At 53.0% G+C, this 25,437-nt stretch carries 23 protein-coding genes; 16 read left to right on the top strand and 7 right to left on the bottom strand.

Annotation, left to right across the window (positions count from 1 at the left end; all coding sequences use genetic code 11):
• Positions 1-120 precede the first annotated feature (120 nt).
• The 4 genes from JI741_RS03215 (at position 121) to JI741_RS03200 (ending at position 3,127) form a co-directional block, all read left to right on the top strand.
• The gene (locus JI741_RS03215) at positions 121-435 is read left to right on the top strand and encodes a hypothetical protein (RefSeq protein ID WP_202007314.1); all 315 of its coding nucleotides are present in this window, start codon (positions 121-123) and stop codon (positions 433-435) included.
• Between the two features lie 49 nt (positions 436-484).
• A complete protein-coding gene (locus JI741_RS03210) occupies positions 485-2,023 on the top strand; it encodes a YifB family Mg chelatase-like AAA ATPase (RefSeq protein WP_202007312.1) in 1,539 nt (512 codons plus the stop codon).
• Between the two features lie 50 nt (positions 2,024-2,073).
• Entirely contained in the window at positions 2,074-2,505 is a 432-nt protein-coding gene (locus tag JI741_RS32955) for a helix-turn-helix transcriptional regulator (protein WP_369411718.1), read from the top strand.
• A gap of 85 nt (positions 2,506-2,590) precedes the next feature.
• Positions 2,591-3,127 carry a DUF4199 domain-containing protein gene (locus JI741_RS03200; protein WP_202007309.1) on the top strand — a complete coding sequence of 179 codons (537 nt, stop codon included), beginning with the start codon at positions 2,591-2,593 and terminating at the stop codon, positions 3,125-3,127.
• A gap of 532 nt (positions 3,128-3,659) precedes the next feature.
• Here the strand turns inward: JI741_RS03200 and JI741_RS03190 are convergent.
• Together JI741_RS03190 and JI741_RS03185 are read right to left on the bottom strand one after the other, a co-directional pair.
• The gene (locus tag JI741_RS03190) at positions 3,660-5,987 is read right to left on the bottom strand and encodes a PAS domain-containing sensor histidine kinase (protein WP_202007305.1); all 2,328 of its coding nucleotides are present in this window, start codon (positions 5,985-5,987) and stop codon (positions 3,660-3,662) included.
• 83 nt (positions 5,988-6,070) lie between these two features.
• On the bottom strand, positions 6,071-6,868 hold the full coding sequence (locus JI741_RS03185; RefSeq protein WP_236675854.1) for a TrmH family RNA methyltransferase: 798 nt from the start codon (positions 6,866-6,868) through the stop codon (positions 6,071-6,073).
• A 181-nt stretch (positions 6,869-7,049) separates the two neighbouring features.
• Between JI741_RS03185 and JI741_RS03180 the strand changes: the two genes are divergently transcribed.
• From JI741_RS03180 to JI741_RS03160, 5 genes are all read left to right on the top strand, one after another.
• Positions 7,050-7,943 (top strand): class I SAM-dependent methyltransferase, encoded by an 894-nt coding sequence (locus tag JI741_RS03180; protein ID WP_202007303.1) that lies wholly within the window; start codon positions 7,050-7,052, stop codon positions 7,941-7,943.
• A 68-nt stretch (positions 7,944-8,011) separates the two neighbouring features.
• Positions 8,012-8,509: a Uma2 family endonuclease gene (locus JI741_RS03175; RefSeq protein WP_202007301.1), complete on the top strand. Its 498-nt coding sequence runs from the start codon at positions 8,012-8,014 to the stop codon at positions 8,507-8,509.
• Positions 8,510-8,868: 359 nt separating this feature from the next.
• Complete coding sequence (gene typA, locus JI741_RS03170) at positions 8,869-10,674, top strand: translational GTPase TypA (RefSeq protein ID WP_202007299.1); 1,806 nt, start codon at positions 8,869-8,871, stop codon at positions 10,672-10,674.
• A 9-nt stretch (positions 10,675-10,683) separates the two neighbouring features.
• Positions 10,684-11,535: a tetratricopeptide repeat protein gene (locus JI741_RS03165; protein WP_236675853.1), complete on the top strand. Its 852-nt coding sequence runs from the start codon at positions 10,684-10,686 to the stop codon at positions 11,533-11,535.
• 93 nt (positions 11,536-11,628) lie between these two features.
• Positions 11,629-12,465, top strand: coding sequence for a universal stress protein (locus JI741_RS03160; protein ID WP_202007295.1), 837 nt, complete (start codon positions 11,629-11,631; stop codon positions 12,463-12,465).
• A gap of 18 nt (positions 12,466-12,483) precedes the next feature.
• On the opposite strand, the gene JI741_RS03155 is transcribed toward JI741_RS03160, so the two are convergent.
• Both JI741_RS03155 and JI741_RS03150 read right to left on the bottom strand, forming a co-directional pair.
• Positions 12,484-14,598, bottom strand: a complete 2,115-nt coding sequence (locus tag JI741_RS03155; protein ID WP_202007293.1) for a tetratricopeptide repeat-containing sensor histidine kinase — start codon at positions 14,596-14,598, stop codon at positions 12,484-12,486.
• Between the two features lie 68 nt (positions 14,599-14,666).
• On the bottom strand, positions 14,667-18,077 hold the full coding sequence (locus tag JI741_RS03150) for a methylmalonyl-CoA mutase family protein (RefSeq protein ID WP_202008100.1): 3,411 nt from the start codon (positions 18,075-18,077) through the stop codon (positions 14,667-14,669).
• A 193-nt stretch (positions 18,078-18,270) separates the two neighbouring features.
• Between JI741_RS03150 and JI741_RS03145 the strand changes: the two genes are divergently transcribed.
• Positions 18,271-19,581: a neutral/alkaline non-lysosomal ceramidase N-terminal domain-containing protein gene (locus JI741_RS03145; RefSeq protein WP_202007290.1), complete on the top strand. Its 1,311-nt coding sequence runs from the start codon at positions 18,271-18,273 to the stop codon at positions 19,579-19,581.
• 19 nt (positions 19,582-19,600) lie between these two features.
• Here JI741_RS03145 and JI741_RS03140 read toward each other — a convergent pair whose 3' ends face one another.
• Complete coding sequence (locus JI741_RS03140) at positions 19,601-20,470, bottom strand: DMT family transporter (protein WP_202007289.1); 870 nt, start codon at positions 20,468-20,470, stop codon at positions 19,601-19,603.
• A 117-nt stretch (positions 20,471-20,587) separates the two neighbouring features.
• Between JI741_RS03140 and JI741_RS03135 the strand changes: the two genes are divergently transcribed.
• From JI741_RS03135 to JI741_RS03120, 4 genes are all read left to right on the top strand, one after another.
• The gene (locus JI741_RS03135; RefSeq protein WP_202007287.1) at positions 20,588-21,577 is read left to right on the top strand and encodes an NAD(P)H-dependent flavin oxidoreductase; all 990 of its coding nucleotides are present in this window, start codon (positions 20,588-20,590) and stop codon (positions 21,575-21,577) included.
• A gap of 8 nt (positions 21,578-21,585) precedes the next feature.
• On the top strand, positions 21,586-22,083 hold the full coding sequence (locus tag JI741_RS03130) for a hypothetical protein (RefSeq protein WP_202007285.1): 498 nt from the start codon (positions 21,586-21,588) through the stop codon (positions 22,081-22,083).
• Positions 22,061-22,282 (top strand): VF530 family protein, encoded by a 222-nt coding sequence (locus JI741_RS03125; RefSeq protein ID WP_202007283.1) that lies wholly within the window; start codon positions 22,061-22,063, stop codon positions 22,280-22,282. The genes JI741_RS03130 and JI741_RS03125 overlap by 23 nt, the downstream gene beginning before the upstream one ends.
• Positions 22,283-22,381: 99 nt before the next feature.
• A complete protein-coding gene (locus JI741_RS03120; RefSeq protein ID WP_202007281.1) occupies positions 22,382-23,134 on the top strand; it encodes a class I SAM-dependent methyltransferase in 753 nt (250 codons plus the stop codon).
• Positions 23,135-23,158: 24 nt separating this feature from the next.
• Here JI741_RS03120 and JI741_RS03115 read toward each other — a convergent pair whose 3' ends face one another.
• Together JI741_RS03115 and JI741_RS03110 are read right to left on the bottom strand one after the other, a co-directional pair.
• A complete protein-coding gene (locus JI741_RS03115) occupies positions 23,159-23,443 on the bottom strand; it encodes a hypothetical protein (protein ID WP_202007279.1) in 285 nt (94 codons plus the stop codon).
• Positions 23,444-23,602: 159 nt separating this feature from the next.
• Complete coding sequence (locus JI741_RS03110; RefSeq protein WP_202007277.1) at positions 23,603-24,256, bottom strand: rhomboid family intramembrane serine protease; 654 nt, start codon at positions 24,254-24,256, stop codon at positions 23,603-23,605.
• A gap of 117 nt (positions 24,257-24,373) precedes the next feature.
• Between JI741_RS03110 and JI741_RS03105 the strand changes: the two genes are divergently transcribed.
• Both JI741_RS03105 and JI741_RS03100 read left to right on the top strand, forming a co-directional pair.
• A complete protein-coding gene (locus JI741_RS03105) occupies positions 24,374-24,751 on the top strand; it encodes an SRPBCC domain-containing protein (RefSeq protein ID WP_202007275.1) in 378 nt (125 codons plus the stop codon).
• A 181-nt stretch (positions 24,752-24,932) separates the two neighbouring features.
• The gene (locus tag JI741_RS03100; RefSeq protein WP_202007273.1) at positions 24,933-25,379 is read left to right on the top strand and encodes a hypothetical protein; all 447 of its coding nucleotides are present in this window, start codon (positions 24,933-24,935) and stop codon (positions 25,377-25,379) included.
• The last annotated feature ends 58 nt before the right edge of the window (positions 25,380-25,437 follow it).

Genomic DNA, 25,437 nt, shown 5'->3' with positions numbered 1-25,437 from the left:
AACACCTGCGCCGGAAACCTTTTGCTTGAATAAGGTGACGCAGATTGCCCATTTTAATTTTTTTCGATTACCTTTAAACAACAATAATGTTGTAGCCGGTTAGATTTAACCAGACCCCGCATGAATAAAACCAGGATCATTTTCTACAGTGTGTTTGCCATATTTCATATTGGCGCGTTTATTTTCACACTGCTCATTCAGGATTTTGGTTTTCTGACGAAAATCTACAACTACATCGGCTTGTTTAAGTACATCACCTTTTTTGGAATACTGCTGATCATAGCAGACGTTGTTTGGTCGTGGAGGGTTAACCGCGATAATGAAAAAGAGAAAGGTGCATTGACCCACGAACTGAACATGTTGAAGGCAAAACTTTTCGATCTCCAGGAAACCGCCAAAAGTTCAAGCGCGGCAAAACCAGCACCCAAGCAGTAACAGAAGTCCCCCTCAGTCCCTCGGTAGTTTTTCTTAATCAACAAAGTGTATGGTCGCTAAAACATTTGGCGGAGCCGTGCACGGTGTAGATGCCAGAACCATCATGGTTGAAGTGAACGTAGGCCAGGGAACCAAGTTTTTTATGAGTGGCCTGCCCGACAACGCCGTGAAGGAAAGCCAGCACCGTGTGGAATCGGCCCTGAAGCATGCCCGCTATTTCATGCCCCGCAACAAAACCGTGGTGAACCTGGCCCCGGCCGACATCCGCAAGGAAGGCGCAGCTTACGATCTGCCCATCGCCCTGTGCGTGATGAAGGCCTCGCAGCAACTCGTCACCGAAAAACTGGAAGACTACATCATCATGGGCGAGCTCACCCTCGACGGCACGCTGCGCCCCATCCGCGGCGTGTTGCCCATCGCGCTTCAGGCACGCAAGGAAGGATTCAAAGGATTTATACTCCCCACCGACAACGCCCCCGAAGCGGCCATCGTGAGCGGCCTCGAAGTGTATCCGGTGGCCACCCTGCGCGAAGCCGTAGACTTCCTCGAAGAAAAGCTCGCCATCCCTTCGGTGCACATCGATGCCAACGAAGTGTTTGCCACGCAGCTGAACCACTACGACACTGACTTCCGCGACGTGCAAGGACAGGAAAATATTAAACGCGCCTTAGAGATCGCTGCTGCCGGAGGCCACAACGTGATCATGATCGGACCACCCGGCGCGGGCAAAACCATGCTGGCCAAACGCCTGCCCACCATTCTGCCGCCACTCACCTTGCACGAGGCGCTGGAGACCACCAAGATACACTCTGTGGCAGGGCGTCTGGGCAAGCAAACTTCGTTGCTCACCACGCGACCGTTTCGCGCGCCGCATCACACCATCAGCGACGTGGCCCTTGTGGGCGGTGGAGGCAATCCACAACCCGGAGAAATTTCGCTGGCCAACAACGGCGTGTTGTTTCTCGATGAGCTGCCCGAGTTTAAGCGCACCGTGCTGGAGGTGATGCGGCAACCCATGGAAGAGCGGCGTGTCACCATATCGCGCGCCAAGGTGTCGATGGAATATCCGGCCAACTTCATGCTCATCGCCAGCATGAACCCGTGTCCGTGTGGTTACTTCAATCATCCGGAAAAAGAATGTGTGTGTGGGGCGGGCGTTGTGCAGCGCTACCTAAGCAAAATCAGCGGCCCGTTGCTCGACCGCATCGACCTGCATGTGGAGGTGGTGCCCGTGAGCTTTGATGAGATGACGGCCAACCGGAAATCGGAAACCAGCGAAGAGATCCGGCTACGCGTGGTGCGCGCCCGCGAACGTCAGGCCCTGCGCTTTGCGGCCCACGAAGGCATTCACTGCAACGCCATGATGCCGTCGAACATGGTGAAAGACATCTGTGCCATCGACGACACTGGCCGAACCATGCTGAAGCTGGCCATGGAACGCATCGGCCTTTCGGCGCGCGCCTATGACCGCATCCTGAAAGTGTCGCGCACCATTGCCGACCTCGACGGCAAGGAAAACATCGCCACCGAACATTTGGCCGAAGCCATTCAATACCGCAGCCTCGACCGCGACGGATGGGCGGGTTAACCAAATATTTTCTGCTGGCACAAGTTCGCGCAGCGCATTAGCTTTGTGTTGTGCGCAAAACCATTCTTTTCTACGGCCTCTCGCTGGCCGCGCTGGTGTTCCTCATGAAGGTGCTGGAGTATCGCTTCTTTGTGCGCGATTTTTCGCTTGAGTTTTATGTGGGCGTGGTGGCTGTTTTGTTCACCGCCCTGGGCGTGTGGGTGGGGCTGCGCCTGACCCGGAAAAAAACAGCGTTTGTGGTGATGCCGTCCGGGCGGTTTGTGCTGAACGAAGCAGCCCTCAAAGAAACGGGCATCAGCCCCCGCGAGCACGATGTGCTCGATGCCATGGCCAATGGTTTGTCTAACCAGGAAATTGCCGACAAACTTTTTGTGTCGCTCAACACCGTGAAAACTCACACCTCCAATCTTTTTGTGAAACTGGATGTGAAGCGTCGCACACAGGCCATTCAAAAAGGCAAATCTATGGGGCTTATCCCCTGAAGGTACTGCTTTCAGAAGAATCATACTTTCGGGCGAAGGCCATTCGGGGCGTGATGCCGTGATTTCGGAAAAAAATAAAAGGGCTATGCAAAAAATCATCATTACCTACGGCATCATCGCCGGCATCATCGTGTCGACCATCATGGTGCTGACACATCCGTTGTTCGACAAAGGAGTTATCAACTACGACATGGGTATGGTTGTGGGCTACACGTCCATGGTGATCGCCCTGTCGGTGATCTTTTTTGGAATCAAGACCTACCGCGATCAACACGGCAAGGGCAGAATCACGTTTGGACAAGGCCTGAAGATCGGCCTGTTCATCACGCTTATCGCGTCGTTGCTCTATGCCATCACGTGGGAAGTCTACTACAACACAACCGCCCACGACTTCATGGCCAAGTATACACAATATGAACTCGACAAGCTGGCCCGCGAAGGCGCCACGCCGGCCGTGATCGAGGAAGAACGGAAGTCGATGGCGGAGTTGGCAGCACTCTATGAGAATCCGCTCATTCGGTTCGGGATGACGATCACCGAAATTTTCCCCGTTGGGATACTCATCTCCCTGCTCGCGGCGGCGTTGCTGCGAAAGAAGGAGGTCCTGCCCGCTAACGCATAGTCGGCATGACGTGATGAAGCTCCGTTGGGCAACGAGCTCTGAAACAGACCCAGCGTGGAAAACACGACAACCTTTGAATGCATGGAACAGCAGTGTAAAAGCATCAACCCCCAGGCTAGTTGCCATTCATAACCTATTCGCTGCCGCCGAACAACGCCGGCACAAAAAACAAAAAACACGATGTGGTCGCGTTCGTGCCTCATTCACCTTGGGGAGGAACAGAGGGCGAACGGCGGATAGAAGATGTTGATGGGGGAATTGTGATGCGTATACGACCAATCGAAGGCAAGACCTTTCACAATCATGTGCTTTTCAAACGATGGCGGTTGCCAGATGCGGCGCCATTCGTGTAAAATGGGTTACGCAAGAAAACGTTTAAACTCATTTTTATACCCGGAAACAGCAGAACAGACGGTTCGCAAGGTTTCCGATCCTTGGGGTTCAGCCAGCTTTTTAACTCATAGGTTTAGGTTAAGGTCTTGGTTGGACCCTTTTTTTGCCCTTTCGGATTTGACAACTAGATCTCTGGAATTTATTTCTGCCCCACACCGAACCTCACGGTAAACGTTGAGCCCATGCCTGCCTGGCTTTCGGCGCTGATCGATCCTCCCAACGCTTCAATTTGTGTCTTTATCAAAAACAGCCCCACACCCCGCGCATCCTTGTGGTCGTGAAAGGTTTTGTGCAGGCCAAAAAGCTTGTCACCAAATTTATCCATTTCAATGCCCAGGCCGTTGTCGCGCACGATGAGCTCGATGGAATCGTTGTGCCACCGCGTGGTGGCATGCACGTGAGGTGGGCGGTCGGGCGACCGGTATTTGATGGCGTTGCTCAGCAGGTTCTGGAAAATGCTTTCCAGGTAAGGACGGGAGTAGTGAATGGCCGGTGCGTCGTTGAAATCGTGGGTGATGGTGGCGCCGGTTTGAAGCAGTTCGCCTTGCAGCGACTGCACTACCTTGTCGAAGATTTCCGCGAAGCGAATGTCGACCTGTTCGATGTCGGTTTCTTTTTTGGCCCGCAGCGTTTCCATGAGTTCGTTCATGGTTTCGCCCAGGTTGTTGGCCACGTGGCGCAGCTTTTCGAAAATCTGTTTGTATTCCTCCACGCTGCTCGAAGGACTGAGCAGGCCAATAAGCGCTTTGATGTTGCCCACGGGCGACCGCAGGTTGTGCGAGATGATGTGCGCAAACTCGTCGAGCTGCCGGTTTTGTTCCTGCAGTTTCATGGCGATGGCCTCCACGTTTTGTTTGGAGCGAAGCAACTCGTCTTCCGATTTTTTTCGTTCGGTAATGTCTACTGCCGAGGCATAGATACGTTGGTTTTTCACGTCGGTGGCCGACGTCCACAACAGCCAGCGGTAGGTTCCGTCTTTGCGGCGGTAACGGTTTTCGAACGTGGCAATGTGATGGCCGCCGCGAAGGTGCACCACGGCATTTTCAGTGGCCTTCTGGTCGTCAGGGTGAATAAACTCAATAAACTTCCGCGCCTTCAGCTCTTCTTCCGACCAGCCCAGTAAGGCAGTCCAGTATTGATTGACCTTCAGAAAATAGCCTTTGAAGCTGGCGATGACAATAAGGTTGAGGGCGTTGTTGAATATGAGCTGATTTTCTTCTGCAATTTTTTCGAGCTGCGCTTCCGCTTCTTTTTGCCGGGTGATGTCGCTGATAAAGCCCTCGATCATCGGCGCCGCGCCGTCAACGGGTTGAATGGCGCTTCCGATTTCTTCTACCCAACGCCACAAGCCGCTTTTGTGGAGCACGCGGTATTTGATGTGAAATGTTTCTTTTGCCGCCAGGGCTTTGTCGATGGCCAACGAAACCGGTTCGCGGTCTTCCGGATGGCAAAGGTCCATGAAGCTGATTTTGCCCGACACAAAATCGTCGGGTTCGTGGCCCACGATTTCACGCACCTGCTGATTTATATACACCACGCCCTGGCTGGCATCGGCCTGGCGCAGGTAGATGACCCCGGGTATGTTTTCGGTGAGCGTCCTGAACTTCTGTTCGCTCTGCGCGAGCAACAACTCCGACTTCTTCTTGGCGGTGATGTCGCGCACCAGAATGAGCACCCGGTTCTCGTCGATGTATGAAATTTTGCCCGAGCTCCACCGGTTGTGGTTGGGCAGCGGATATTCGATTGACTCTGATTTTTGCGTGTGAAAAACTTTTTCGATCGCCGTCATATATTGCTGGAGCAATTCGGGAGGCAACACGTCTTTCATTTTTTTGCCCACATATTCGTTGCGCGGGGTCACCAGCAACAAATAATCTTTGCGCGTCCAGATGTTGGTATACACGCCGTCGCGGCTCACTTCAAAGGCGATGTCGTCGATGGAGTGGAGGAGGGCCTGGAGGTGGGCTTCGGAGTCGCGTATTTTTTTTTCGGCCGCTTTGCTTTCGGTGATGTCGGTGGCGATGCTGGCAAAACCGGTGAGGTGGCCTTTTTCGTCGAACAGACCGGTGAACGAAACCAGTACGGGAAAGCGATGGCCATTTTTATGGATATAGGTCCACTCGCGGCGGTCGGCTGTTTTTTTCAGCCTGGCCTTGGCGGTGAGCACATCGAAATTCGGTTCTATTTCCACGCCCATCTCGGTCGAAATCTCGTCGGCCCGCTCAATGAGCTGGATGTTGTCGTGCAGCACCATGGGGGTGGCTTTGCCGATCATTTCTTCGGCGGTGTAGCCCGAAAGCACTTCGGCCGCGCGGTTAAAACTGGTGATGAGCCCTTCGGTGGTGGTGGAAATCACCGCCAATTCAGTCGTGCTGATAATCGATTCTTGCAACCTGTAGGCATCCGCCAGAGCGTTGAGAAATGTATCGTCTTGCACGTATTTTTTTTTAAACGGAATCTTATCCATAGGGAAAAGACTGTGGGCTCGACGGCTAAGTTACGGCTTTTGCCGCTAGATTAGGATGAGAGGAGGTAAAAATATTGTTGCTACTACAATCGCACGAACCCGCGCTGGCGTGTGGCTTCGAACACCACCACCGCCGCGGCCGTCGACACATTCATAGAGTCGATTTTGCCCTGCATGGGAATGATGATGTTCACGTCGGCCTCCTGCACCCAGAGGTCCGACAGCCCCGTTGCTTCCGTGCCCATCACAATGGCGGCGGGCTGGGTGAAGTCCATTTCGTGATAGGGGCGCGACGCCTGTAAATAGGTGGCAAAGATGTGAATGTTGTGTTTCCGGAGCCAGGCAACGGTGTCGGCCGACGTGGCCGAGGCCACCGGCGTGGTGAACAGGCAGCCCACGCTGGAGCGGATAACGTTGGGGTTATAGAAGTCGGTTTGGGGATCGCAAATGATGACGGCATCAAGTGCTGCGGCGTCGGCGGTGCGGAGCAGGGCGCCGAGATTGCCGGGTTTTTCTACGCTCTCCAGCACCAGCACCAGCGGTGTGCTGCGGAGTGTGATAACGTTCAGGCTGTGTTTTTTTTGTTCGGCCACGGCCAGCACACCGCCGGTGCCTTCGCGATAGGCCATTTTCTCGAACACGCTTTGTTGAACGGGCAGCAGCAGGCGTTCGTCGCCCACGATTTTTAGCACCTGTTCGGCAGCGATGATGTCAGGACAAAAGAACACGCTGTGAAGGGTATAGTTTCCCGCCACCGCCAGCGAAAGCTCTTTCAGGCCTTCGATGACAAACACGTTTTGCTCGCGGCGCTCCCGTACTTTTTCCAGGGCAAGCACATTTTTTATTTTCGGATTCTGCGGGCTGGTGATGAGGGGATGCATGCGGGCAAATTTGCGCGTAATGTTACTCCTTTCCCACGATGAAAGAAAACCATCGCCCACCCCAGGCCTGCACGGCTTTTCGGAATGGCGGCAACCGGGGGCATCTGTTTTTTTAATAGTTTTGAGCCGCACAAAGGCCGGCGCCAGGGAACGTACCCGGCCGTCGCCACTCGCAAACCGCATGAAACTGCTACACCCTGCATCCTGGCAAGACTATGAACTGCTCGACTCGGGCAACTTCGAAAAACTGGAACGCTTTGGAAAATTTGTCCTGATCCGCCCCGAGCCGCAGGCGCTGTGGAGCAAATCGCTTGACGAAGACGTGTGGAAAAAAACAGCCCACGCCAAATTTGTGCGCGAGCAAACCGACAAGTTCCGGTTCACCGACGACGTGAAAGGCGGCTGGTCCAAACAACCGTCGATGCCCGAAAGCTGGAACGTGCAATACAACTACAACGGCCTCCGCCTCACGCTGCGCCTCGCACTTACGGGCTTTGGCCACGTGGGCATTTTCCCCGAGCAAGGCAGCAACTGGAATTTTATATACGATACACTTTCGGGCTGGGCGTTGCAGAAACCCAAAGTGCTGAACCTGTTTGCCTACACCGGCGCGGCATCGGTGGTGGCAAAGTCTGTGGGCGCCGACGTGACCCACTGCGATGCCTCGCGTCCCGGGTTGAACTGGGCCAGTCAGAACATGCAGCAAAATAATTTACAAGACATTCGCTGGGTATATGAAGACGCGTTCAAGTTTGTGAAGCGCGAAGTGAAACGCGGCAACAAATACCACGGGCTCATCATGGACCCGCCACCCTATGGCCGCGGGCCCGAAGGCGAGAAGTGGACCCTTCAGGAGCAGCTCGACGAGCTGTTGCATATGGCCAGTGCGTTGCTGGAAAAGAAAAATCATTTTTTTATCCTCAGTATGTATGCTGCGGGGCTTTCTCCCCTTGTGGGGCTGAATGTGGCGCGCACGCATTTCGACATGAAAGAACCTGAATACGGAGAGTTTTTCCTGAAATCGGCACAAGGAAAAGACTTGCCGATGGGCACGTTTTTAAGATTCCGCGAATGAGTGGAACGGCACGGAGATTCGTTGTATATTGAGTGATGCGATCCGGAAGAAAACCCCTGCAAACCAGCATGGAAGATTTTAAAATGCTTCCGGAAGGCACGTTGGCTGAACTTATAAACGGAGAACTCTTTATGTCGCCCGCACCATCGTTGGAGCATCAACGCGTTTCGCGTATTATTTCTCACGCCCTCGACGCCTATATTTCGGGCAACAAAAACGGGGAAATATTCTACGCGCCTACCGACGTTTATTTTGATGAACACGCCAACGCGGTGCAACCCGACATCATCTATGTGTCGGATGAAAATAAACACATCCTTCACCGCGACGGCATTCACGGTACTCCTGATCTGCTCATCGAAATACTTTCCGGAAACACCTTGCACGATCTGGTGCGAAAAAAAGCATTGTACGAAACGTTTGGCGTACGTGAGTATTGGATCGTGAACCCGGATACAAAAGAGGCTACAGGTTACGTGTGGAAGGCGCTCAAATATGATGCACCGATTCATATGACCGGCAAAATGCGCCTGTCCATACTGAATGGACATACGGTCGAGTTTTGAAAAATGAGGCCCCATCCCATCGGCAGGTGTGGAAGCATCAAAAAGCTTCCGAATGGCCACATTGGCTGAAAATCGGGCTCCAAATGAAGCCCACGGTGGAAAACACTGCTCCGGGTCCGAAAATAAGCATCACATCCCTCCACAAAAGAAATTAACGGGATTTATCAGAAACACAGCAAAAACGCTGGTTTAGGGCGTTCAATGAACACTGTTCATGCTGTTGCCGGTGGAAATCACACGTTTGTTGTCCTTCAATAACATCCTCCTTCAGAAACCTTTACAATGCGATAACCAATACCCGATTAAAAGTCATATCTTTGCGGCTCAATTGACAAAAATAAAGAGGATTTCGAGTTATTATGGAGGTTAACAAGATCAGGAACATCGCTATCATTGCCCACGTCGATCACGGTAAAACTACCCTGGTGGACAAATTGCTCATGGCCGGCAAGCTTTTCAAAGACCACGAAACGCCCGGTGAGCTGATCATGGACAGCAATGACCTGGAACGCGAGCGCGGCATCACCATTTTGGCAAAGAACGTATCGGTTCGATACAAAGACTATAAGATCAACGTAATCGACACCCCTGGTCACAGCGACTTTGGTGGTGAAGTGGAACGCGTGCTGAACATGGCCGACGGCTGTCTTTTGCTGGTCGATGCCTTTGAAGGCCCGATGCCCCAAACTCGCTTTGTGCTTCAAAAAGCCCTGCAACTGGGTCTGAAGCCAATCGTGGTTGTTAATAAAGTAGACAAAAAGAACTGTACGCCCGACGAAGTGCATGAGCAGGTTTTCGAACTCATGTTCCAACTCGACGGAACCGAAGAACAGCTGGATTTCCCCACGTTCTACGGTTCGGCCAAACAAGGCTGGATGAGCACGGATTGGAAAGTTCCAACCGATAGCATCACCCCTTTGCTGGACGGCATCATCCAATATATTCCTGCACCGAAAGTGGAAGAAGGATCAACGCAAATGCTGATCACTTCCCTCGAATACTCGGCCTACATCGGCCGTGTGGCCATTGGCCGTGTGCACAGAGGCTCCATCAAAACCGGTCAGCAAATTGCCCTGGTGAAACGCGAAACCCGCGCTGTGGTGAAAGCCCGCATCAAAGATCTTTACGTGTTCGAAGGCTTCGACAAACTGAAAGTTGACGAAGTGAAGGCCGGAGAAATCTGTGCCCTGGTGGGTCTGGAAGGCTTCGACATCGGCGACACTGTGGCCGACATCGAAAAGCCCGAAGGCATGAAGTCGATCACTATCGACGAGCCTACCATGAGCATGTTGTTCACCATCAACAACTCACCTTTCTATGGTAAAGAAGGTAAGTTTGTGACTTCGCGCCACATCAAAGAACGTCTCGAAAAAGAATTGGAGAAGAACCTCGCGTTGCGCGTAGGCGAAACCGGTTCGGCCGATAGCTTCATGGTGTTTGGCCGTGGTGTTCTTCACTTGTCGGTGCTGATCGAAACCATGCGCCGCGAAGGCTATGAGTTGCAGATCGGACAGCCTCAGGTAATCTTCAAAGAAATTGACGGCGCGAAATCCGAGCCTATGGAAGAGTTGACGATCGACCTTCCTGAAACCGACGCTGGCAAAGCCATCGAAACCGTGTCGCAGCGCAAAGGCGAAATGTTGAACATGGAACCGAAAGGCGATCGCATGATCCTGAAGTTCATGATCCCTTCACGCGGTATCATCGGCTTGCGTAACTATTTGTTGAACGTAACGGCAGGTGAGGCCATCGTGACCCACCGCTACAAAGAATACCAACCGTACCGCGGCGAAATCCCCGGACGTATCAACGGTTCGCTCATCGTGATGGAACAAGGCGAAGCTATTGCCTACAGCTTGCACAACCTGCAAGACCGCGGCAAGTTCTTCATCAACGAAGGCGAGGCCGTATACGAAGGACAAGTAATTGGCGAACACAGCCGCAGCGGTGACCTGGTGATCAACGTAACGAAAACCAAAAAGCTCACCAACATGCGTGCTTCGGGTGCCGACGAAAAAATGCGTATCGCACCTCCTATCATCTTCTCGCTCGAAGAAGCATTGGAATACATCCAATCCGACGAGTATGTGGAAGTGACACCGAAATCGATCCGCCTCCGGAAGATTTATCTCAACGAAACCGATCGTAAGCGAAACAGTAAATAAGCTGGCGAAATGCCAATGAACTTTCGTGTATATTCTTCAGGACTCATCGCCGCACTGGTGATGAGTTCTTTTTTTGTAGCCGCCCAATCCAAATCCGATCCCGCAGTCCTCGAGGCACAAGCCGACACCCTGATGGGCAAGGAGGACTATGCCGGCGCACTGGCGCTGTATGACAAGATTGTGCAGGCTTCGAAATTCAAATCGCCCGACGACTACAAGGTGTATTACAAACGCGCCTTTTCACACTATGGCCTGGAGCATTATGCCGAAGCGCTGAAGGATGTGAATCAATACCTCGAAAAATTTCCCGACGATCAGGCGAAGCTCCTGCGCACATACATCAACCAGGGCCTGGGCAACACCGAAGCCCAACTCGAAGATCTCAATGCCTTCCTCGCGGCCAACCCGGCCAACACAGACCTGTTGCGCTGGCGTGCGTCGGTGCTGATGGAAGCAGAACGCTATGACGATGCCCGGCGCGACATCCGCCAACTGATGGCCTACCAGCCGGGACCCGAGCTGAAGTCGTATCTGGGCCTTTGCTATTTCTATGAACACAACATCGACAGCGCACTGGCCACGTTCGACGAGGTGATTGCATCCAATCCTGAAATTGTTCAAACCTACCTCTACGCCGGCTCGTTGTGTCTCGACGAAGAGCAATATGACGCCGCCTTGTTCTACATCGACAAAGGCCTGAAACAGGAACCGTCAAACAACACCCTGTTGTTCTACCGGGGCATTGCGCTGGTGGAAAAAGACAATGTGAAAGACGGTTGCCGGTGTCTTTCCAAAGCGTTTGCCGCCGGTCTCGACGATGCCGGGCAATACCTGAAACAATACTGCTACGGCAGCGAGTAGCGTTCTTCTTTCGCGCGATTTTTTTTTTCTATTCCCACGTGATGCCGTATCTTCGGAAAGGAAGGTTTGGGATAGACGTTTAAACCCGTGGCTATGCAAAAGATACTCGTGCCCTGCGATTTTTCGGAGCAAACACACCCCGCCGTTGCACTGGCGCTGGAACTGAAGCAACGTTCGGGTGGTCAGGTGCACTTGCTGCACGTGGTGGAACCGCCCCTCATGCACGACACCCTTGTGACCCCCTCGCTCACCTTCGACGCCGCACTGCTCACCGAATTGCAGGATCAGTCGGAAAATTATTTTGCGGAACTCCTCTCGAAACATGGCAACAACCGGTTTGTGACCAAGACTGATTTTGGTCCCGTGTTTGGCGTCATTCAAGATTATATCAGAACGGAACACATCGACCTGGTGGTGCTGGGCACAAAAGGCGCGCACGGCATCACCGCGTTTTTGGTGGGTACCCACGCCGAAAAAATTGTGCGCGACTCACCCTGTCCGGTGGTGGCGGTGAAAAAGCACGAGGTGCTCGCCACGATGCGCGACATCGTGTTTCCGAATGCGCTGGAAGAGGGCCAGGAAGATCTGGTGCTGCATGTGAAAGCCCTGCAACATTTTTTAGGCGCCCGCCTTCACGTGGTTCGCATCAATACGCCCGATCATTTTGTGAGCGATGCCGTGACGCAGGACCGCCTGCAGGCCTTTGCCACTCACCACATGCTGAAAGATTTTACGTTGCACGTCTACAACGACAAGAGCGAAGCCGCCGGCATCATCAACTTCACCCACAGCATCAACGGAAACATCATTGCTATGGGAACCCACGGCCGCCATGGTCTCAATCATCTGCTAAGCGGAAGCGTGGCCGAAGATGTGGTGAATCGCGTCGACTGCGCGATCTGGACCTATGCCATGAATAAAAAAGCATAACATTCCCGACAGTACGGATCACATCAACTGGTGCTGCACAACCGGTAGGGTTATCGTGACCGTTGTGCCCACCGAAAACGTGCTTTCAATTTTCATCGTGCCGGAATGTCGCTCAATGATCTTGCGGCAGATAGACAAGCCGAGGCCGGTGCCTTGGCCCGCAGGTTTTGTAGTGAAGAAAGGATCGTAAATTTTTGGAAGATCTTCAGGGCGTATACCCTTCCCATTGTCCTTCACCTTCACAACGGCATGTCCATGATGATCGAGGAGGAAGATGATGCCGATCATGCCGGCACCTTGCGTGGCGTGCACGGCGTTGGTGAGCAGATTGATGAACACCTGGTTTATTTCGCCCGCGTTACACTCCACCACGGGCGCGTTTTCTGTGGCCATGTTGATGGTGATGTTTTTCATTTCGGGCATGGTGCTCACCAGCATCAGGGCCAGCTTCATGTTTTCGGCGAGGTCGCACGATGAAATGTCGTTCAGCGAATGGCGTGTGATGGCCAGCATGCTGTCTACAATTTTCTTTACACGAAAGGCGCCTTTTTCCAGTGGCGCAATCAGGTCGCCCAGATCCTGGCTCAATTCCGTGTGCGGAACGCTGTCTGCATTTTTCAACGTGTGGGTTATGCCCTGCAGCCCGCCCATGATGAAGTTTAGGGGGTTGTTGATTTCGTGGGCGATGCCGGCCGTGAACTGTCCCAGCGATGCCATTTTTTCGGAGTGGATCAGTTGCAGTTGTGTTTCGTTGAGTTCACGCAGCGTATGTTCCAGCACGTTATTCTGCTTGCTGATCTCCATATTCTTCCGTTCAATTTCCAGGTTTCGTCGCTTAAGGGCCAGGTTCACTTTTTTTATTTTGTTTCGCAGGCGCATCGAAATAAACAACAGTGTGCCCAGCAGCACCACGATGGCAGCACCCATGATCAGCAACGCGTTTCGGGTTCGCAGTTTGCTTTCGTTGATGAGCTGATCGCGTTTCAGAATTTCGTTTTCTTTTTCTTTTTGTTGTGTGTCGAACTTGATGCGCATGGCGGTGGTGGCTTCCACGTTCTTGCCCTTCACCACCGAGTCGCTGGCTACGCGGTATTTCAGTTCGTAGCGCGCCGCGTCATCAAATTTTTGTTTCACAAGCGCCACCTGCATGAGTGTGAACGTGGCATTTTTTTGACCTGTCCAGTCTTTCACGTCTTCGCTTTGCTTCAGTCCCTTTTGCGCGAGTTGCTCGGCCGATTCAAAATGTTTGCGCTTGAACTCAATGCCCGACAGTTCCGACAAGGCCTGTGCTTCTTCGCGCGCAAAGTTGCCCTTTTGAAATATAGCCAGCGCCTCACTCAGAGACTCGTAGGCTTCGTCGATCCGGTTGAGTTTGCCCATCAGCAATGAATACGTGACATAACTGTTGCCGAGGATCAACGCCCGTCCAAGTTCTTTCTCAAGAACAATCACTTCTTTTAGCACCACTTCAGCCTTTTCTGGTTTGCCCGCGTCGATAAGGTGGTTTGCCATGTTTGATTTGATGGTGTTCAACGTTGTGCGCCGCGACGGCACATCGATCAGCATGTCGATGGCAAGGGAGTCGTAGTGCAGGGCGAGGTCGTGATTGGCCAGCAGCGAATAGACCACACCGAGTGTGCCATAGGTGCCGGCCTTCTGTTGTGGTTTCAGTTTTTTGCTGTCGAAGAGCGCGATGGTTTCGAGGAGTGTGGCGAGCGAAGTTTCCACCTGGCCCTGCACCCAATAGGTGTTTGCCAGATTGGTATTGGTTCGCACAATGCGCACCGTGTCGTGTAGCACCCACGAGAGGTCGAGTGCCTGGTGATAGTGGAGAAACGATGAATCGGTTATCGCGAGAATGGCATACGCCACGGCCATGGTTTCGTGCAGATCGCGTTGAAGCGAGTCGGGCAGCGGCAGTGCGAGCCCGGTCTTGATGAGCGCAAGACTTTGTTTCGGATTGGTTTGCCAGTAGTAGGTGGCGAGCTTGTTTAGAATGACGGCGCGTTCGATGTTGCCGGCCGGCTTTTTTAAGATGGCTTCCAGGCTGTCGGCCTGTGCGGGCGTGACCTGCCCGTGTGCAAACATGCAAATGCCAAAAACAAAAGCAAGCAGAAACAGTAGGCGGTGCATACCAACTAAGATACAAATATCTGCACAACGATGTGCGTGGCATCCGGCATTTCTGCCCGTGCACTAGCTTACATGTTGCGCCGGTATTGGCCGCCCACTTCAAACAACGCTTTTGTTATTTGGCCGAGGCTACACGTTTTTCCGGCTTCCATCAACGCTTCGAATATATTCCGGTTTTGAATGGCCGTTTCCTGCACCACGCGAAGTGTTTCGCTGCCACCATCGTTTTGAAAACCGTGGAGGTTGCGCAGCATGTTGATCTGGTATTCTTTTTCTTCGGGGGTGGCGCGAATCACTTCCTGCGGAATGACCGTGGGCGATCCTTTCGAGCTCAGAAACGTGTTCACACCGATGATGGGATATTCGCCCGTGTGTTTCAGCGTTTCATAATACAAACTCTCTTCCTGGATCTTGCCGCGCTGATACATGGTTTCCATAGCGCCCAGCACACCACCGCGTTCGGTGATGCGATCGAACTCCGCCAGTACAGCGTCTTCCACCAGGTCGGTCAACTCTTCGATGATGAACGAACCCTGCAACGGGTTTTCGTTTTTCGCAAGACCCAACTCTTTGTTGATGATGAGCTGAATGGCCATGGCCCGGCGCACCGATTCTTCGGTGGGTGTGGTGATGGCTTCGTCGTAGGCGTTGGTGTGTAGCGAATTGCAGTTGTCATACAAGGCATACAACGCCTGCAGGGTGGTGCGGATGTCGTTGAAGTCGATCTCCTGTGCGTGGAGTGAGCGACCTGATGTTTGAATGTGATACTTCAACATTTGGGCCCGCGCGTTTGCACCGTATTTGTTCTTCATGGCCTTGGCCCAGATGCGCCGGGCCACGCGACCGATCACCGCATATTCAGGATCAATGCCGTTGCTGAAGAAGAACGAAAGGTTGGGGGCGAACTCGTTGATGTCCATGCCGCGGCTCAGGTAATATTCCACGTAAGTGAAACCATTGGCCAGCGTGAATGCCAGTTGTGTGATGGGATTGGCACCCGCTTCCGCAATGTGATAGCCGGAGATGGACACCGAATAGAAATTGCGCACGTTGTGGTCGATGAAATATTGCTGCACATCGCCCATGAGGCGCAACGCAAACTCGGTAGAGAAGATGCAGGTGTTTTGTGCCTGGTCTTCTTTCAGAATGTCGGCTTGCACCGTGCCGCGCACCTGGGTGAGGGTGGAGGCTTTAATGGTTTCATACACGTCGGCGGGCAGCACCTGGTCGCCGGTCACACCCAGCAGCATGAGGCCAAGGCCGTCGTTTCCTTTGGGCAGCGGGCCCTGATAGGCCGGCCGTTGTGCTTCGCGCCCTTTGTAGAGAGCGGCAATTTTTGCGTTGACATCCGCTTCAAGATTGTTGGCGCGGATGTAGCGCTCGCATTGCTGGTCGATGGCGGCGTTCATGAAGTAGGCCAGCAACATGGGCGCGGGGCCGTTGATGGTCATGGACACCGAGGTCTTGGGATCGGCGAGATCAAAACCGCTATAAAGTTTTTTGGCATCGTCGAGGCAGCAGATGCTCACACCCGAGTTGCCGATTTTGCCATAGATGTCGGGGCGATAGTCGGGGTCGTTGCCATAGAGCGTCACCGAATCGAAGGCGGTAGAGAGACGCTTGGCTGGCATGGTCTGGCTCACATAGTGGAAGCGACGGTTGGTGCGCTCGGGTCCGCCTTCGCCCGCAAACATGCGCGTGGGATCTTCGCCTTCGCGTTTGAACGGATAGATGCCCGCGGTGTAGGGAAATTCTCCCGGCACATTTTCCTGCAGGTTCCACCGCAGCAAATCGCCCCACGAGGTGTAGCGGGGGAGTGATACTTTGGGAATCTGTGTGTGCGACAGCGATTCGCTATGGGTTTGAATGGCGATCACTTTGTCGCGCACATTGAATGTGAATTCCGGTGCTTTGTATTGCTTCACCTTCTCGGGCCACGCTTCCAGCAACTTCAGGTTGCGTGGATCGAGGTTCAGCTTGAGGCGGTCGGCTTCGGCAAGCAACACCTTCTGAACATCGTCGTGTTCCTTGCCGATTGTTTCGCGTGTTTTTTGGATGGCATAATATTTCTCGGCCACTTCGGCCTGCGCGTTCACCCAGGCATCGTAGGCGCGGTTACCTTCGGCGATCTCGCTCATGTAGCGTGTGCGGCTGGGCGGAATCACAAAAATCTTCTCCGACATTTCGCGTGTGATCTCGAACGCCGACGCCAACGCCGAGCCGGTCTTCTCCACGATCTTGTCCATCACATGCTTATAGAGCTGGTTGGTGCCGGGGTCGTTGAACTGCGACGCGATGGTGCCAAACACGGGCATGTCTTCCGCTTTTTTATCCCACAGCTGGTGGTTGCGTTGATATTGTTTTTTGACATCGCGCAACGCGTCGAGGGCGCCGCGTTTGTCGAACTTGTTCAGGGCAATGATGTCGGCAAAATCCAGCATGTCTATTTTTTCAAGCTGGGTGGCAGCGCCATACTCGGGTGTCATCACATACAACGACACGTTGCTGTGGTCGAGGATTTCCGTATCGCTTTGGCCGATGCCGGAAGTTTCGAGAATGATGAGGTCGTAGTTTGCAGCTTTCAGGATCTGGATGGCTTCGCGCACATAGACCGAGAGCGCGAGGTTGCTCTGGCGCGTGGCCAGCGAGCGCATGAACACACGCGGATGGTTGATGGCATTCATGCGGATGCGATCGCCCAGCAACGCCCCACCGGTTTTCCGTTTGGATGGATCGACAGAGATGAGGCCGATGGTTTTGTCTTTGAAGTCGATGAGAAAGCGTCTCACAATTTCATCTACCATCGACGACTTGCCCGCACCACCTGTGCCCGTGATGCCCAGCACCGGTGCCGTGGAAGCATCGGCCAGCGTCTTCACTTTGGCCAGCGTGGCTTCGTGGCGGTCGTGAAAATTTTCTGCTGCCGAAATCAACCGGGCAATGGCCAACGGATTTTTCGCGGGAAGCAGATCAATTTCGTTTGTTAATTTTTCGCCGGTCGGAAAATCGCTTTGTTCCACCAGGTCGTTTATCATGCCTTGCAGGCCGAGGGCGCGGCCATCGTCTGGAGAATAAATGCGGGTTATGCCATAATCCATCAGCTCCTTTATTTCTTCGGGCAGAATCACACCGCCGCCACCGCCAAAAATTTTGATGTGGCTTGCTCCTTTTTCGCGGAGCAGGTCGAACATGTATTTGAAATATTCTGTGTGGCCGCCCTGGTAGCTGGTGAGGGCAATGGCCTGTGCATCTTCCTGGATGGCGGTGTTCACCACTTCTTCCACGCTGCGGTCGTGCCCGAGATGAATCACTTCCACACCCGTGGCCTGAATGATCCGGCGCATGATGTTGATGGCGGCGTCGTGCCCGTCGAAAAGACTGGCGGCCGTCACAATCCGTACTTTATGTTTGGGTTTATAGGGGGCCGGGGCCTGGTGTCCGGCCAGTGCTTGTTTCTTATCGGTCGAGGCTGCCTGCATCGTTTGCGTGCTCATGCATTCGTCGTTTTAGAGGGGCTAAAAATACGGAGAAGGCCATGATTTAGCTAACACTTATTAGGAATCGGGGTTAGAGTGGGCTTTTATTGATAACCGGTAAGGCATTAGCGTCGGGGTTAACTTATCTTGCGGCCTTATGCGGCTAAAAAAGCTATTTCGTTTTATACTGTTCGCCTTGGCCGTTTTTTTGGGGCTGATCGTTGTGTTTCTGGCCATTAGCATTGCGCCCGTCGATCGCACGATAGACCGTCAATCGCTGCGCAACATCATGAAGGGCCGTATCGACACCCTGCGGGCTACCGGCCCGGAAGACACGCTTACCTTTTCGGTGGGCTTTGCCAAAGAGAGCATCACCCCCTGTCATCGCACCGCCACCGCCGGCTATGGCACACGGCGTGGCAAACTGTTCGACACGGTGCACGACTCCATTTTTGTGCGCACCCTGGTGGTGAGCAACGGCGCGCGTCGCGTAGCCATTGTGAGCACCGACCTGCTCATTGTTCCCCCCACCGTCACGTTGTTGCTGGAGCAGGAATTGTCCGAAGTGGGCTTCACCCTCAACAACACCTACATGGGTGCCATCCATTCGCACAACAGCATTGGCAACTGGGCCAAAGGTGCAACGGCCCTGCTGTATGGTCCCTATAATGATTCAATCGTTCATTTTATTGTTGACAAAATAAAAATCAGCATTCAACGCGCATCACAAAACATGTTGCCCTCTACACTCAAGGCGGGTTTCATTCCTGTGGCGGCCGTGGCAAACCGCCTCATCGACAATGGACCCGTAGACCCGTTGTTGCGCGTCATTGAAGTGCATCGCAGCGACAGCAGCCGACTGGCCTTGTTGAGCTATACGGCGCACGCCACATGTTTGCCCGATGATAATTTAAATCTGTCGCGCGACTATCCGGGCAAGCTGGTGGATGTGCTGGAGCAGAAAAAATTTACGTTCGCCATGTTCATGGCGGGGGCCGTGGGCAGTCATTCGGGTGCTGCACCCGAAGCGGGGCAGGGATGTGTTGACTGGATGTCGGAAAAAGTATCGAACGATTTTCTGGAACACGAAGGCGAGCTCACGCCGCTCAAAGGTGGCGCGCTGGCCATGCACCGCGTGCCGTTGCTGCTGAGCGATCCGCAGGTAAAAGTGCTGAAGAACTGGTGTCTTCGCCCGCGTGTGTTTGAGTCGGCCTTTGGCGAATACGACGAATACCTCACCGTGCTTCGTCTTGGCGACCTGGTGATGCTGGGCACACCCTGCGATTTCTCCGGACAGTTTGACGCCACGTTGGATTCGGTTGCTCACAGTCATGGGCTGCGCGCCATGGTGACCAGCTTTAACGGTGGCTATATTGGCTACGTCACACCCGAACGCTACTACGACGTGGATCATTATGAAACCCAGTTGATGAACTGGTATGGCAAAGGCAATGGCGAATACATGACCCAATGCATGGCCGAATTGATCGAGGCCGTGAGCCGCTGATTTAGCGTTCCAATAAAAATTACTTTCCTTTTCGCTGCCCGATATAAAGCGCCGTCATCACCAGAATGGTGCCAGCCCATGTGTAGACCGTGAGCGGTTCGCCCAGCAACAACCACGAATATAGAAACCCAAAGATGGGGCAGAGGTAGAGCCACAACGAAGCCCGCACCGCGTCCGACTTCAGCAAGCGCAGCCACAGGTTAACCGCCACCACGGACACTGGCAAAATGAGCCACGCCAACGACAGCCAGAAGGTGACGGTGAAATGATTTTCTTTTTCGTGCATGAAAAACGCCAGCGGCAAAATGAGCAGGCCGCCAATGAACACCTGCCACGCGTTGATGGTGATGCGTGTCGACTCCCAACGCACAGCCGCATAATAGACCGCGCCAAAAGAATAGGTGAGCATACTCAACGCGAGCAGCATGAGGCCACCCGGCGTGGCGTGACTGGTTTGCAACAACGGATAGGCTGCCACCACCACACCGGCAATGCCCAGGGCAATGCTGGTCCATTCCACAGCGGGCACACGTCGCTTCATCCACACGGCCGTCATGATGCTGATGAACAACGGATTTAGTGCGATGGCCAACGTGGTGATGCCCGGCGTGACATATTGCAGGGCAATGATGAACAGGCCGAGGTAGAGCGCGGTGTTGAACGTTCCGAAAATGGTGATCTGTTTCCACTCGCGTGCGCGAGGCAAAGGGTTGCGTTGCACGCCATAGACGTAGGCCAGCAGCAGCAGCCCTGCCAGCAGAAAACGCACGGTGAACAACACGAGTGGTTCAGAAACACGCAAGCCGAATTTTCCAGCCACGGAAGCCGAAGCCCACAACATGGAGAAAAGCAAGCCTGTCAGAATATCACGCGCCGAAAATTTGTGCATAGCGGAAATGTGCCTTGCGCACGTTGATAGGGCTGGTGGACCCGGAGCGCGCGGTGCAAAATAATCACTGCCTTGTAAACTAAGGTTATTCCCCGCATCTTTAGTTTCGATTCGCCTATGCAAACGACACCAGCGCCAACACTCGACAAACTTCTGGGCATTGACTATCCCTTCATCATGGCCCCCATGTTTCTGATTTCCAACAGTCGCATGGTGAAGGTGGCGTTGCGCGAGGGCATCAGCGCGGCGTTTCCCGCGCTGAACTATCGCACCGACCAGGCCTTGCGCGAAGCCATCACCGACATTCAGAAGGCTTCGTCAAAACCGTTTGGAGTGAACCTCATCGTGAACAGGTCGAACCCCAAATACAAAAAACAACTCGCCACGTTGCTGGAGATGAATGTGGCCTACATCATCACGTCGCTGGGGAATCCCAAAGAAGTGATCGAGCAGTGCAAGCCGCGGGGCATCAAAGTTTTTTGTGACGTGGTGGATCTGGCCTATGCCCAGAAAGTGGAAGGGCTGGGAGCCGACGCCGTCATCGCCGTGAACGATCGCGCCGGGGGACATGCCGGACATTTGTCGCCAAAAGCGTTGATCACGGAGTTGAAAGAAAATTGCAGCATACCCATCATCACGGCAGGCGGCATTGCGCAAGGGCAGGATTTGGCTGAGGCCATGCGCTGGGGCGCCGCCGGCGCGTCAGTGGGAACACTCTTTATGGCTTGTGACGAAGCCGACATTTCGCCGGAATATAAAAAGGCCCTGGTGGACTATGGCGAAAAAGACATCGTGCGCACGTCGAAGCTTTCGGGCTCGCCGCTCACGGTCATCAACACGCCCTATGTTCAGCAGTTGGGCACGCAGGCAAACTTTCTGGAATGGCTGCTTCACCGGAACAAGGCGTTGAAAAAATATGTGAAGATGCTCATCGCTTTGCGCGGCATGAAGAGCGTGGAGCGCGCCGCCTTTGGGGCTACCTACAAAACGGTTTGGTGCGCCGGACCGGCCATCGAAAACATCCACAGCATTCAGCCGCTGGAACGCATCATTCAGAACTTCAAGAAGGAGTTTGATGAAGCGAACAAGAAAATGAACAACCTGTAAAAACGATCATGACCGCCGCATCCTTAAGCGACATCAAGAAAGAACTGGCATCGCTCGAATCCAAACAGCTTCGCGACCTGTGTCTTCGCCTGGCCAAATACAAAAAAGAGAACAAAGAGCTGCTCACCTATCTGCTCTATGAAGCCGACGATGAAGCCGCCTTTGTGACAAACGTGAACACGGAAATGGACGACCTCTTCGAAACCGTTCCACAAACCAACCTCTATCTGGTGAAGAAGGTGCTGCGGAAAATTCTGCGCATTGCCAACAAACAAATTCGCTACTCGGGCCTCGCACAAACGGAAGTGGAGGTGCGCATTCATTTTTGCGCGAACGTGAAAAAATCGGGCATCAAGTTGCAGAACAGCCAGGTGCTGGCAAACCTGTTTGCACAGCAGCTGAAAAAAATTGATGCGGCCCTGGCGAAGCTGCCCGAAGATTTGCAATACGACTTTCATCATGAACTGGAACCTTTGAAAACTTATGGCGGAAGAACAAAAAAATAATCCCCTGCACGGCAAAACACTGGAGCGCATCGTGACCGACCTGGTAGATCGCTACGGATGGGACACGTTGGGAGAAGTGATTCCTGTGAATTGTTTCCTCATCAACCCCAGCATCAAATCGAGCCTCACGTTTTTGCGCAAAACACCGTGGGCCCGAAAAAAAGTGGAGGACTTTTATGTGGAGACCTTCCATGGATAACAACCCGGCGCGCCGTGTGTGACATCGGTGTTAGGGTTATGCGCGATAAAGTATTATTTTAGAATCGTAGTAAAACCCTAAATTCTAAAATAAGCACGCATGAACGAAGAATCGCACTGGAACACGATTGCCTCGAACTACAACACCGAAATTTTCGACGTATTCAAAAGCGATAAGAATGGCGTGCTGCCACGCTACTTCGACAAGCATGCCAACCTTCATCATCACGCCATCGATTTTGGTTGCGGCACAGGCAAAGCGTTTCCCCATTTGTCGCCCCGGTTCAAAAACATTCTCGCGCTCGACATCTCGGCCGAGTGCCTGGGCATCGCGCGACAGCGCAACCACAGCAACATTGTGTTCAAGCGCGCCGACCTCACCCAGCGCGGTGTGAAGCTTCCGGAAGTGGAGTTTGTGTTTTGCTGCAACGTGATCATGCTTCCCGAACGCGACAAGAATGTGAAAATGTTTCAAAACATTTCCCGCGCATTGCGCCCCGGCGGCACGGCTGTGGTCATTGTGCCCTCGCTCGACTCGGTGCTGCTGTCGTCGCTTCGCCTCATCGACTGGTATAAAAGCGAAGGCGTGAGTGTTGAGGATATTCCCGCTTCTGACATTGACTATTTCAAAAACAACAAACGCGAATTTGTGCAGGGCATCGTGCACATCGACCGCGTGCCCACCAAACACTATACGCCAGCAGAGCTGGAGCTCATCATGCAGCAAACCGATGTTCGCATCAACATGCTGGAGAAAGTGGAATATGAATGGACCACGGAGTTTAATGAGCCACCCGAGTGGATGAAAGCTCCCTATCCGTGGGATTGGTTGATTGAGTTGCGAAAAGTGTAACGATTGACGTAAATCAATCCATCGCTAGAATTTCCCGAAGAATTTGGAGATGTTGAAGTGAACATCCTTCTTCTCGCCGGTGGCCGTTTCGATCATGATGACATCGTAGGGCGTTTTTTCTTTTGATATCAGTTTTTGCCCCAGCACTCTGCTGCCGGGATAGTGTTCTTTAATCCATTTGTATTCCGCCTCGATACCCGCCGTGGAACTTGTCTGTTTGATCAATACCGCATTTTCAAAGCTTGAACCATCGCCGGTGCTGTTTGTTGCATCGCTCGTACTGCTGTCGGTGGCTTGAGCGGTCGACATCTTTTTGGAAGAGGAACAGTTGGACAATGTGAGGAGGAGAACGAGTCCGAACAGAATGTGAAATGCGGCTTTCATAACGATGTAGAAGATTTGTAAATCAAGATAATACTTGTCGCGGCAACAAACGTGGTGCGTTGGCTGAATTTTTATGCCGGGTGTTTATTGAAACATTTGAAAGTATTTCCAGCCTTTCAATTGCTCGATAAAGAAGGGAATGCAGTCCGGATACATCACGATGCAAAACACCAGGCCGAACAGCGCGCCGTATAGGTGTGCGTCGTGGTTGATGCCGTCGTTGGCTTTACGACCCTGATAGTAGGAAAACACCACATAGAGCGTTCCGAGAATGAAGCCAGGGAAACAAAGAACGGCATAGAGACAGATGTCGTTGAGGGGCTGAAAGATGATGGACGCGAAGATGATCGCGGCCACACCACCCGAAGCACCCAGGGCGCTGTAGGCAGGATTGTTTTTTTGTTTGAGAAAGGTAGGCAGGTCCGACACCACGATGGCCATGATGTAGAGCGCCACAAAGTAGACGCCACCGAGCACAGGCCCAAAGATCGCGCGGAAGATGAACTCGACGTTTCTGCCAAAGAAGTAGAACGAAAACATATTCAATAGCAAATGCATGTGATCGTTGTGAATGAAGCCCGACGACACAAAGCGGTAGTATTGTTTTCGACTATGAATGAGATAGGGCGTCATCATAAACTTTCGCAACACTTCGGCGCGGTTGAAGGCGTAGAAGCTGAACGCGATGGTAACGGCCATGATGACGTAGGTGATGTAGGTTTCGGGTTGGGCGTTCATAGAATTGACGGCGGCAGAAAAAAAATTAACGATTCATCCCGGGCTCGTTATAAACTTGTGTAATATGCGAAGCCGGAACTCGGCACAAGTATACGTGAAATTTGCGCGCCCACAGAAATGAAAGACTTTAAAAAATACTACACACTCACGGCCACGCCCGAAGAAGTATACCTGGCCCTCACCACGGCCTCCACCATACACCTGTGGTCGGGCGAACCCGCCGAGATGTCGACAGAACCCGAATCGGAATTTTCGTTGTGGGACGGCAGCATTGTAGGTAAAAACCTGGAGTTTGAACCCGGCAAAAAAATTGTGCAGCAGTGGTATTTTGGCGAGCAGGACGAACCGTCTATCGTCACCCTCAAACTTCATCCACACGCCCAGGGCACGTCTGTGGAACTGCGCCACACCAACATCCCAGACAGCGACTACAACGACATCACCGACGGCTGGGACAATGTGTATTTCTCGGCACTGGCAGATTTTTATGCTTAAACAGCGTTTGAAATTCTCTTTGTAATCGAGGTTATTCAGTTCATCCTAAACCCGAATGTCTGCCGTCAATACATAAAAAACCTCGCTGGCAATAGCGTTTGGCGGGTTCATATCAAATCTTTCACCAACCCGGTTGACATCCTTCCGGAAGAACGCGAAATTTGTAGCGACAATCTTTTCCATGGACACTTCCATACACCACCCAAAACCAGAGAGCCGGGCCAAAACCATCGTTAAACCTGCGCCAGCCATTGCGAGGCCGGCCATCGATCCGGAGGTGTTGCTGTCCATTTCACCCAACATGCTGGAAGATTCGTATGTCTACGTGCATTGTTATTTCGAAAATCACTATAGCGACGCGTTGGTGAGAATCTGGAAGACCACGTTTCTGGTAGACCACACGTCGGGTGCCAGAGCGGGATTGCTTCACGCCGAAAACATCACCATCGCCCCCATGTGGACGGCCATTCCCGATCATCACATCCATTCTTTCCTGCTCATTTTTTCGGGCCTGCCCAAGTCGTGCAAAGTGTTCGATCTGATCGAGGAAATTCCGCAGCCGGGAGGATTTCACGTGAAGAACATCCAGCGCAACCAGCAAGACGTCTATCACATCGATTTGCAATAACGCCTGCCTCTGTTTTCAGCGTGCCGATGGCGCGGTGATTAATGCTTATTTTGCGCCC

The organism is Chryseolinea lacunae, assembly GCF_016735595.1.
Classification (GTDB): Bacteria; Bacteroidota; Bacteroidia; order Cytophagales; family Cyclobacteriaceae; genus Chryseolinea; species Chryseolinea lacunae.
The sequence above is the reverse complement of the archived record's forward strand: the minus strand, read 5'-3'. Positions and strand labels throughout refer to the sequence as shown.

Excerpts from the sequence above, each read along its gene's own strand:
- JI741_RS03215 (WP_202007314.1), top strand. The coding sequence starts at position 121 with ATGAATAAAACCAGGATCATTTTCTACAGTGTGTTTGCCATATTTCAT.
- JI741_RS03210 (WP_202007312.1), top strand. The coding sequence starts at position 485 with ATGGTCGCTAAAACATTTGGCGGAGCCGTGCACGGTGTAGATGCCAGA.
- JI741_RS03200 (WP_202007309.1), top strand. The coding sequence starts at position 2,591 with ATGCAAAAAATCATCATTACCTACGGCATCATCGCCGGCATCATCGTG.
- JI741_RS03190 (WP_202007305.1), bottom strand. The coding sequence starts at position 5,987 with ATGGATAAGATTCCGTTTAAAAAAAAATACGTGCAAGACGATACATTT.
- JI741_RS03185 (WP_236675854.1), bottom strand. The coding sequence starts at position 6,868 with ATGCATCCCCTCATCACCAGCCCGCAGAATCCGAAAATAAAAAATGTG.
- JI741_RS03180 (WP_202007303.1), top strand. The coding sequence starts at position 7,050 with ATGAAACTGCTACACCCTGCATCCTGGCAAGACTATGAACTGCTCGAC.
- JI741_RS03175 (WP_202007301.1), top strand. The coding sequence starts at position 8,012 with ATGGAAGATTTTAAAATGCTTCCGGAAGGCACGTTGGCTGAACTTATA.
- typA (WP_202007299.1), top strand. The coding sequence starts at position 8,869 with ATGGAGGTTAACAAGATCAGGAACATCGCTATCATTGCCCACGTCGAT.
- JI741_RS03165 (WP_236675853.1), top strand. The coding sequence starts at position 10,684 with ATGCCAATGAACTTTCGTGTATATTCTTCAGGACTCATCGCCGCACTG.
- JI741_RS03160 (WP_202007295.1), top strand. The coding sequence starts at position 11,629 with ATGCAAAAGATACTCGTGCCCTGCGATTTTTCGGAGCAAACACACCCC.
- JI741_RS03155 (WP_202007293.1), bottom strand. The coding sequence starts at position 14,598 with ATGCACCGCCTACTGTTTCTGCTTGCTTTTGTTTTTGGCATTTGCATG.
- JI741_RS03150 (WP_202008100.1), bottom strand. The coding sequence starts at position 18,077 with ATGCAGGCAGCCTCGACCGATAAGAAACAAGCACTGGCCGGACACCAG.
- JI741_RS03140 (WP_202007289.1), bottom strand. The coding sequence starts at position 20,470 with ATGCACAAATTTTCGGCGCGTGATATTCTGACAGGCTTGCTTTTCTCC.
- JI741_RS03135 (WP_202007287.1), top strand. The coding sequence starts at position 20,588 with ATGCAAACGACACCAGCGCCAACACTCGACAAACTTCTGGGCATTGAC.
- JI741_RS03130 (WP_202007285.1), top strand. The coding sequence starts at position 21,586 with ATGACCGCCGCATCCTTAAGCGACATCAAGAAAGAACTGGCATCGCTC.
- JI741_RS03125 (WP_202007283.1), top strand. The coding sequence starts at position 22,061 with ATGGCGGAAGAACAAAAAAATAATCCCCTGCACGGCAAAACACTGGAG.
- JI741_RS03120 (WP_202007281.1), top strand. The coding sequence starts at position 22,382 with ATGAACGAAGAATCGCACTGGAACACGATTGCCTCGAACTACAACACC.
- JI741_RS03115 (WP_202007279.1), bottom strand. The coding sequence starts at position 23,443 with ATGTCGACCGCTCAAGCCACCGACAGCAGTACGAGCGATGCAACAAAC.
- JI741_RS03110 (WP_202007277.1), bottom strand. The coding sequence starts at position 24,256 with ATGAACGCCCAACCCGAAACCTACATCACCTACGTCATCATGGCCGTT.
- JI741_RS03105 (WP_202007275.1), top strand. The coding sequence starts at position 24,374 with ATGAAAGACTTTAAAAAATACTACACACTCACGGCCACGCCCGAAGAA.
- JI741_RS03100 (WP_202007273.1), top strand. The coding sequence starts at position 24,933 with ATGGACACTTCCATACACCACCCAAAACCAGAGAGCCGGGCCAAAACC.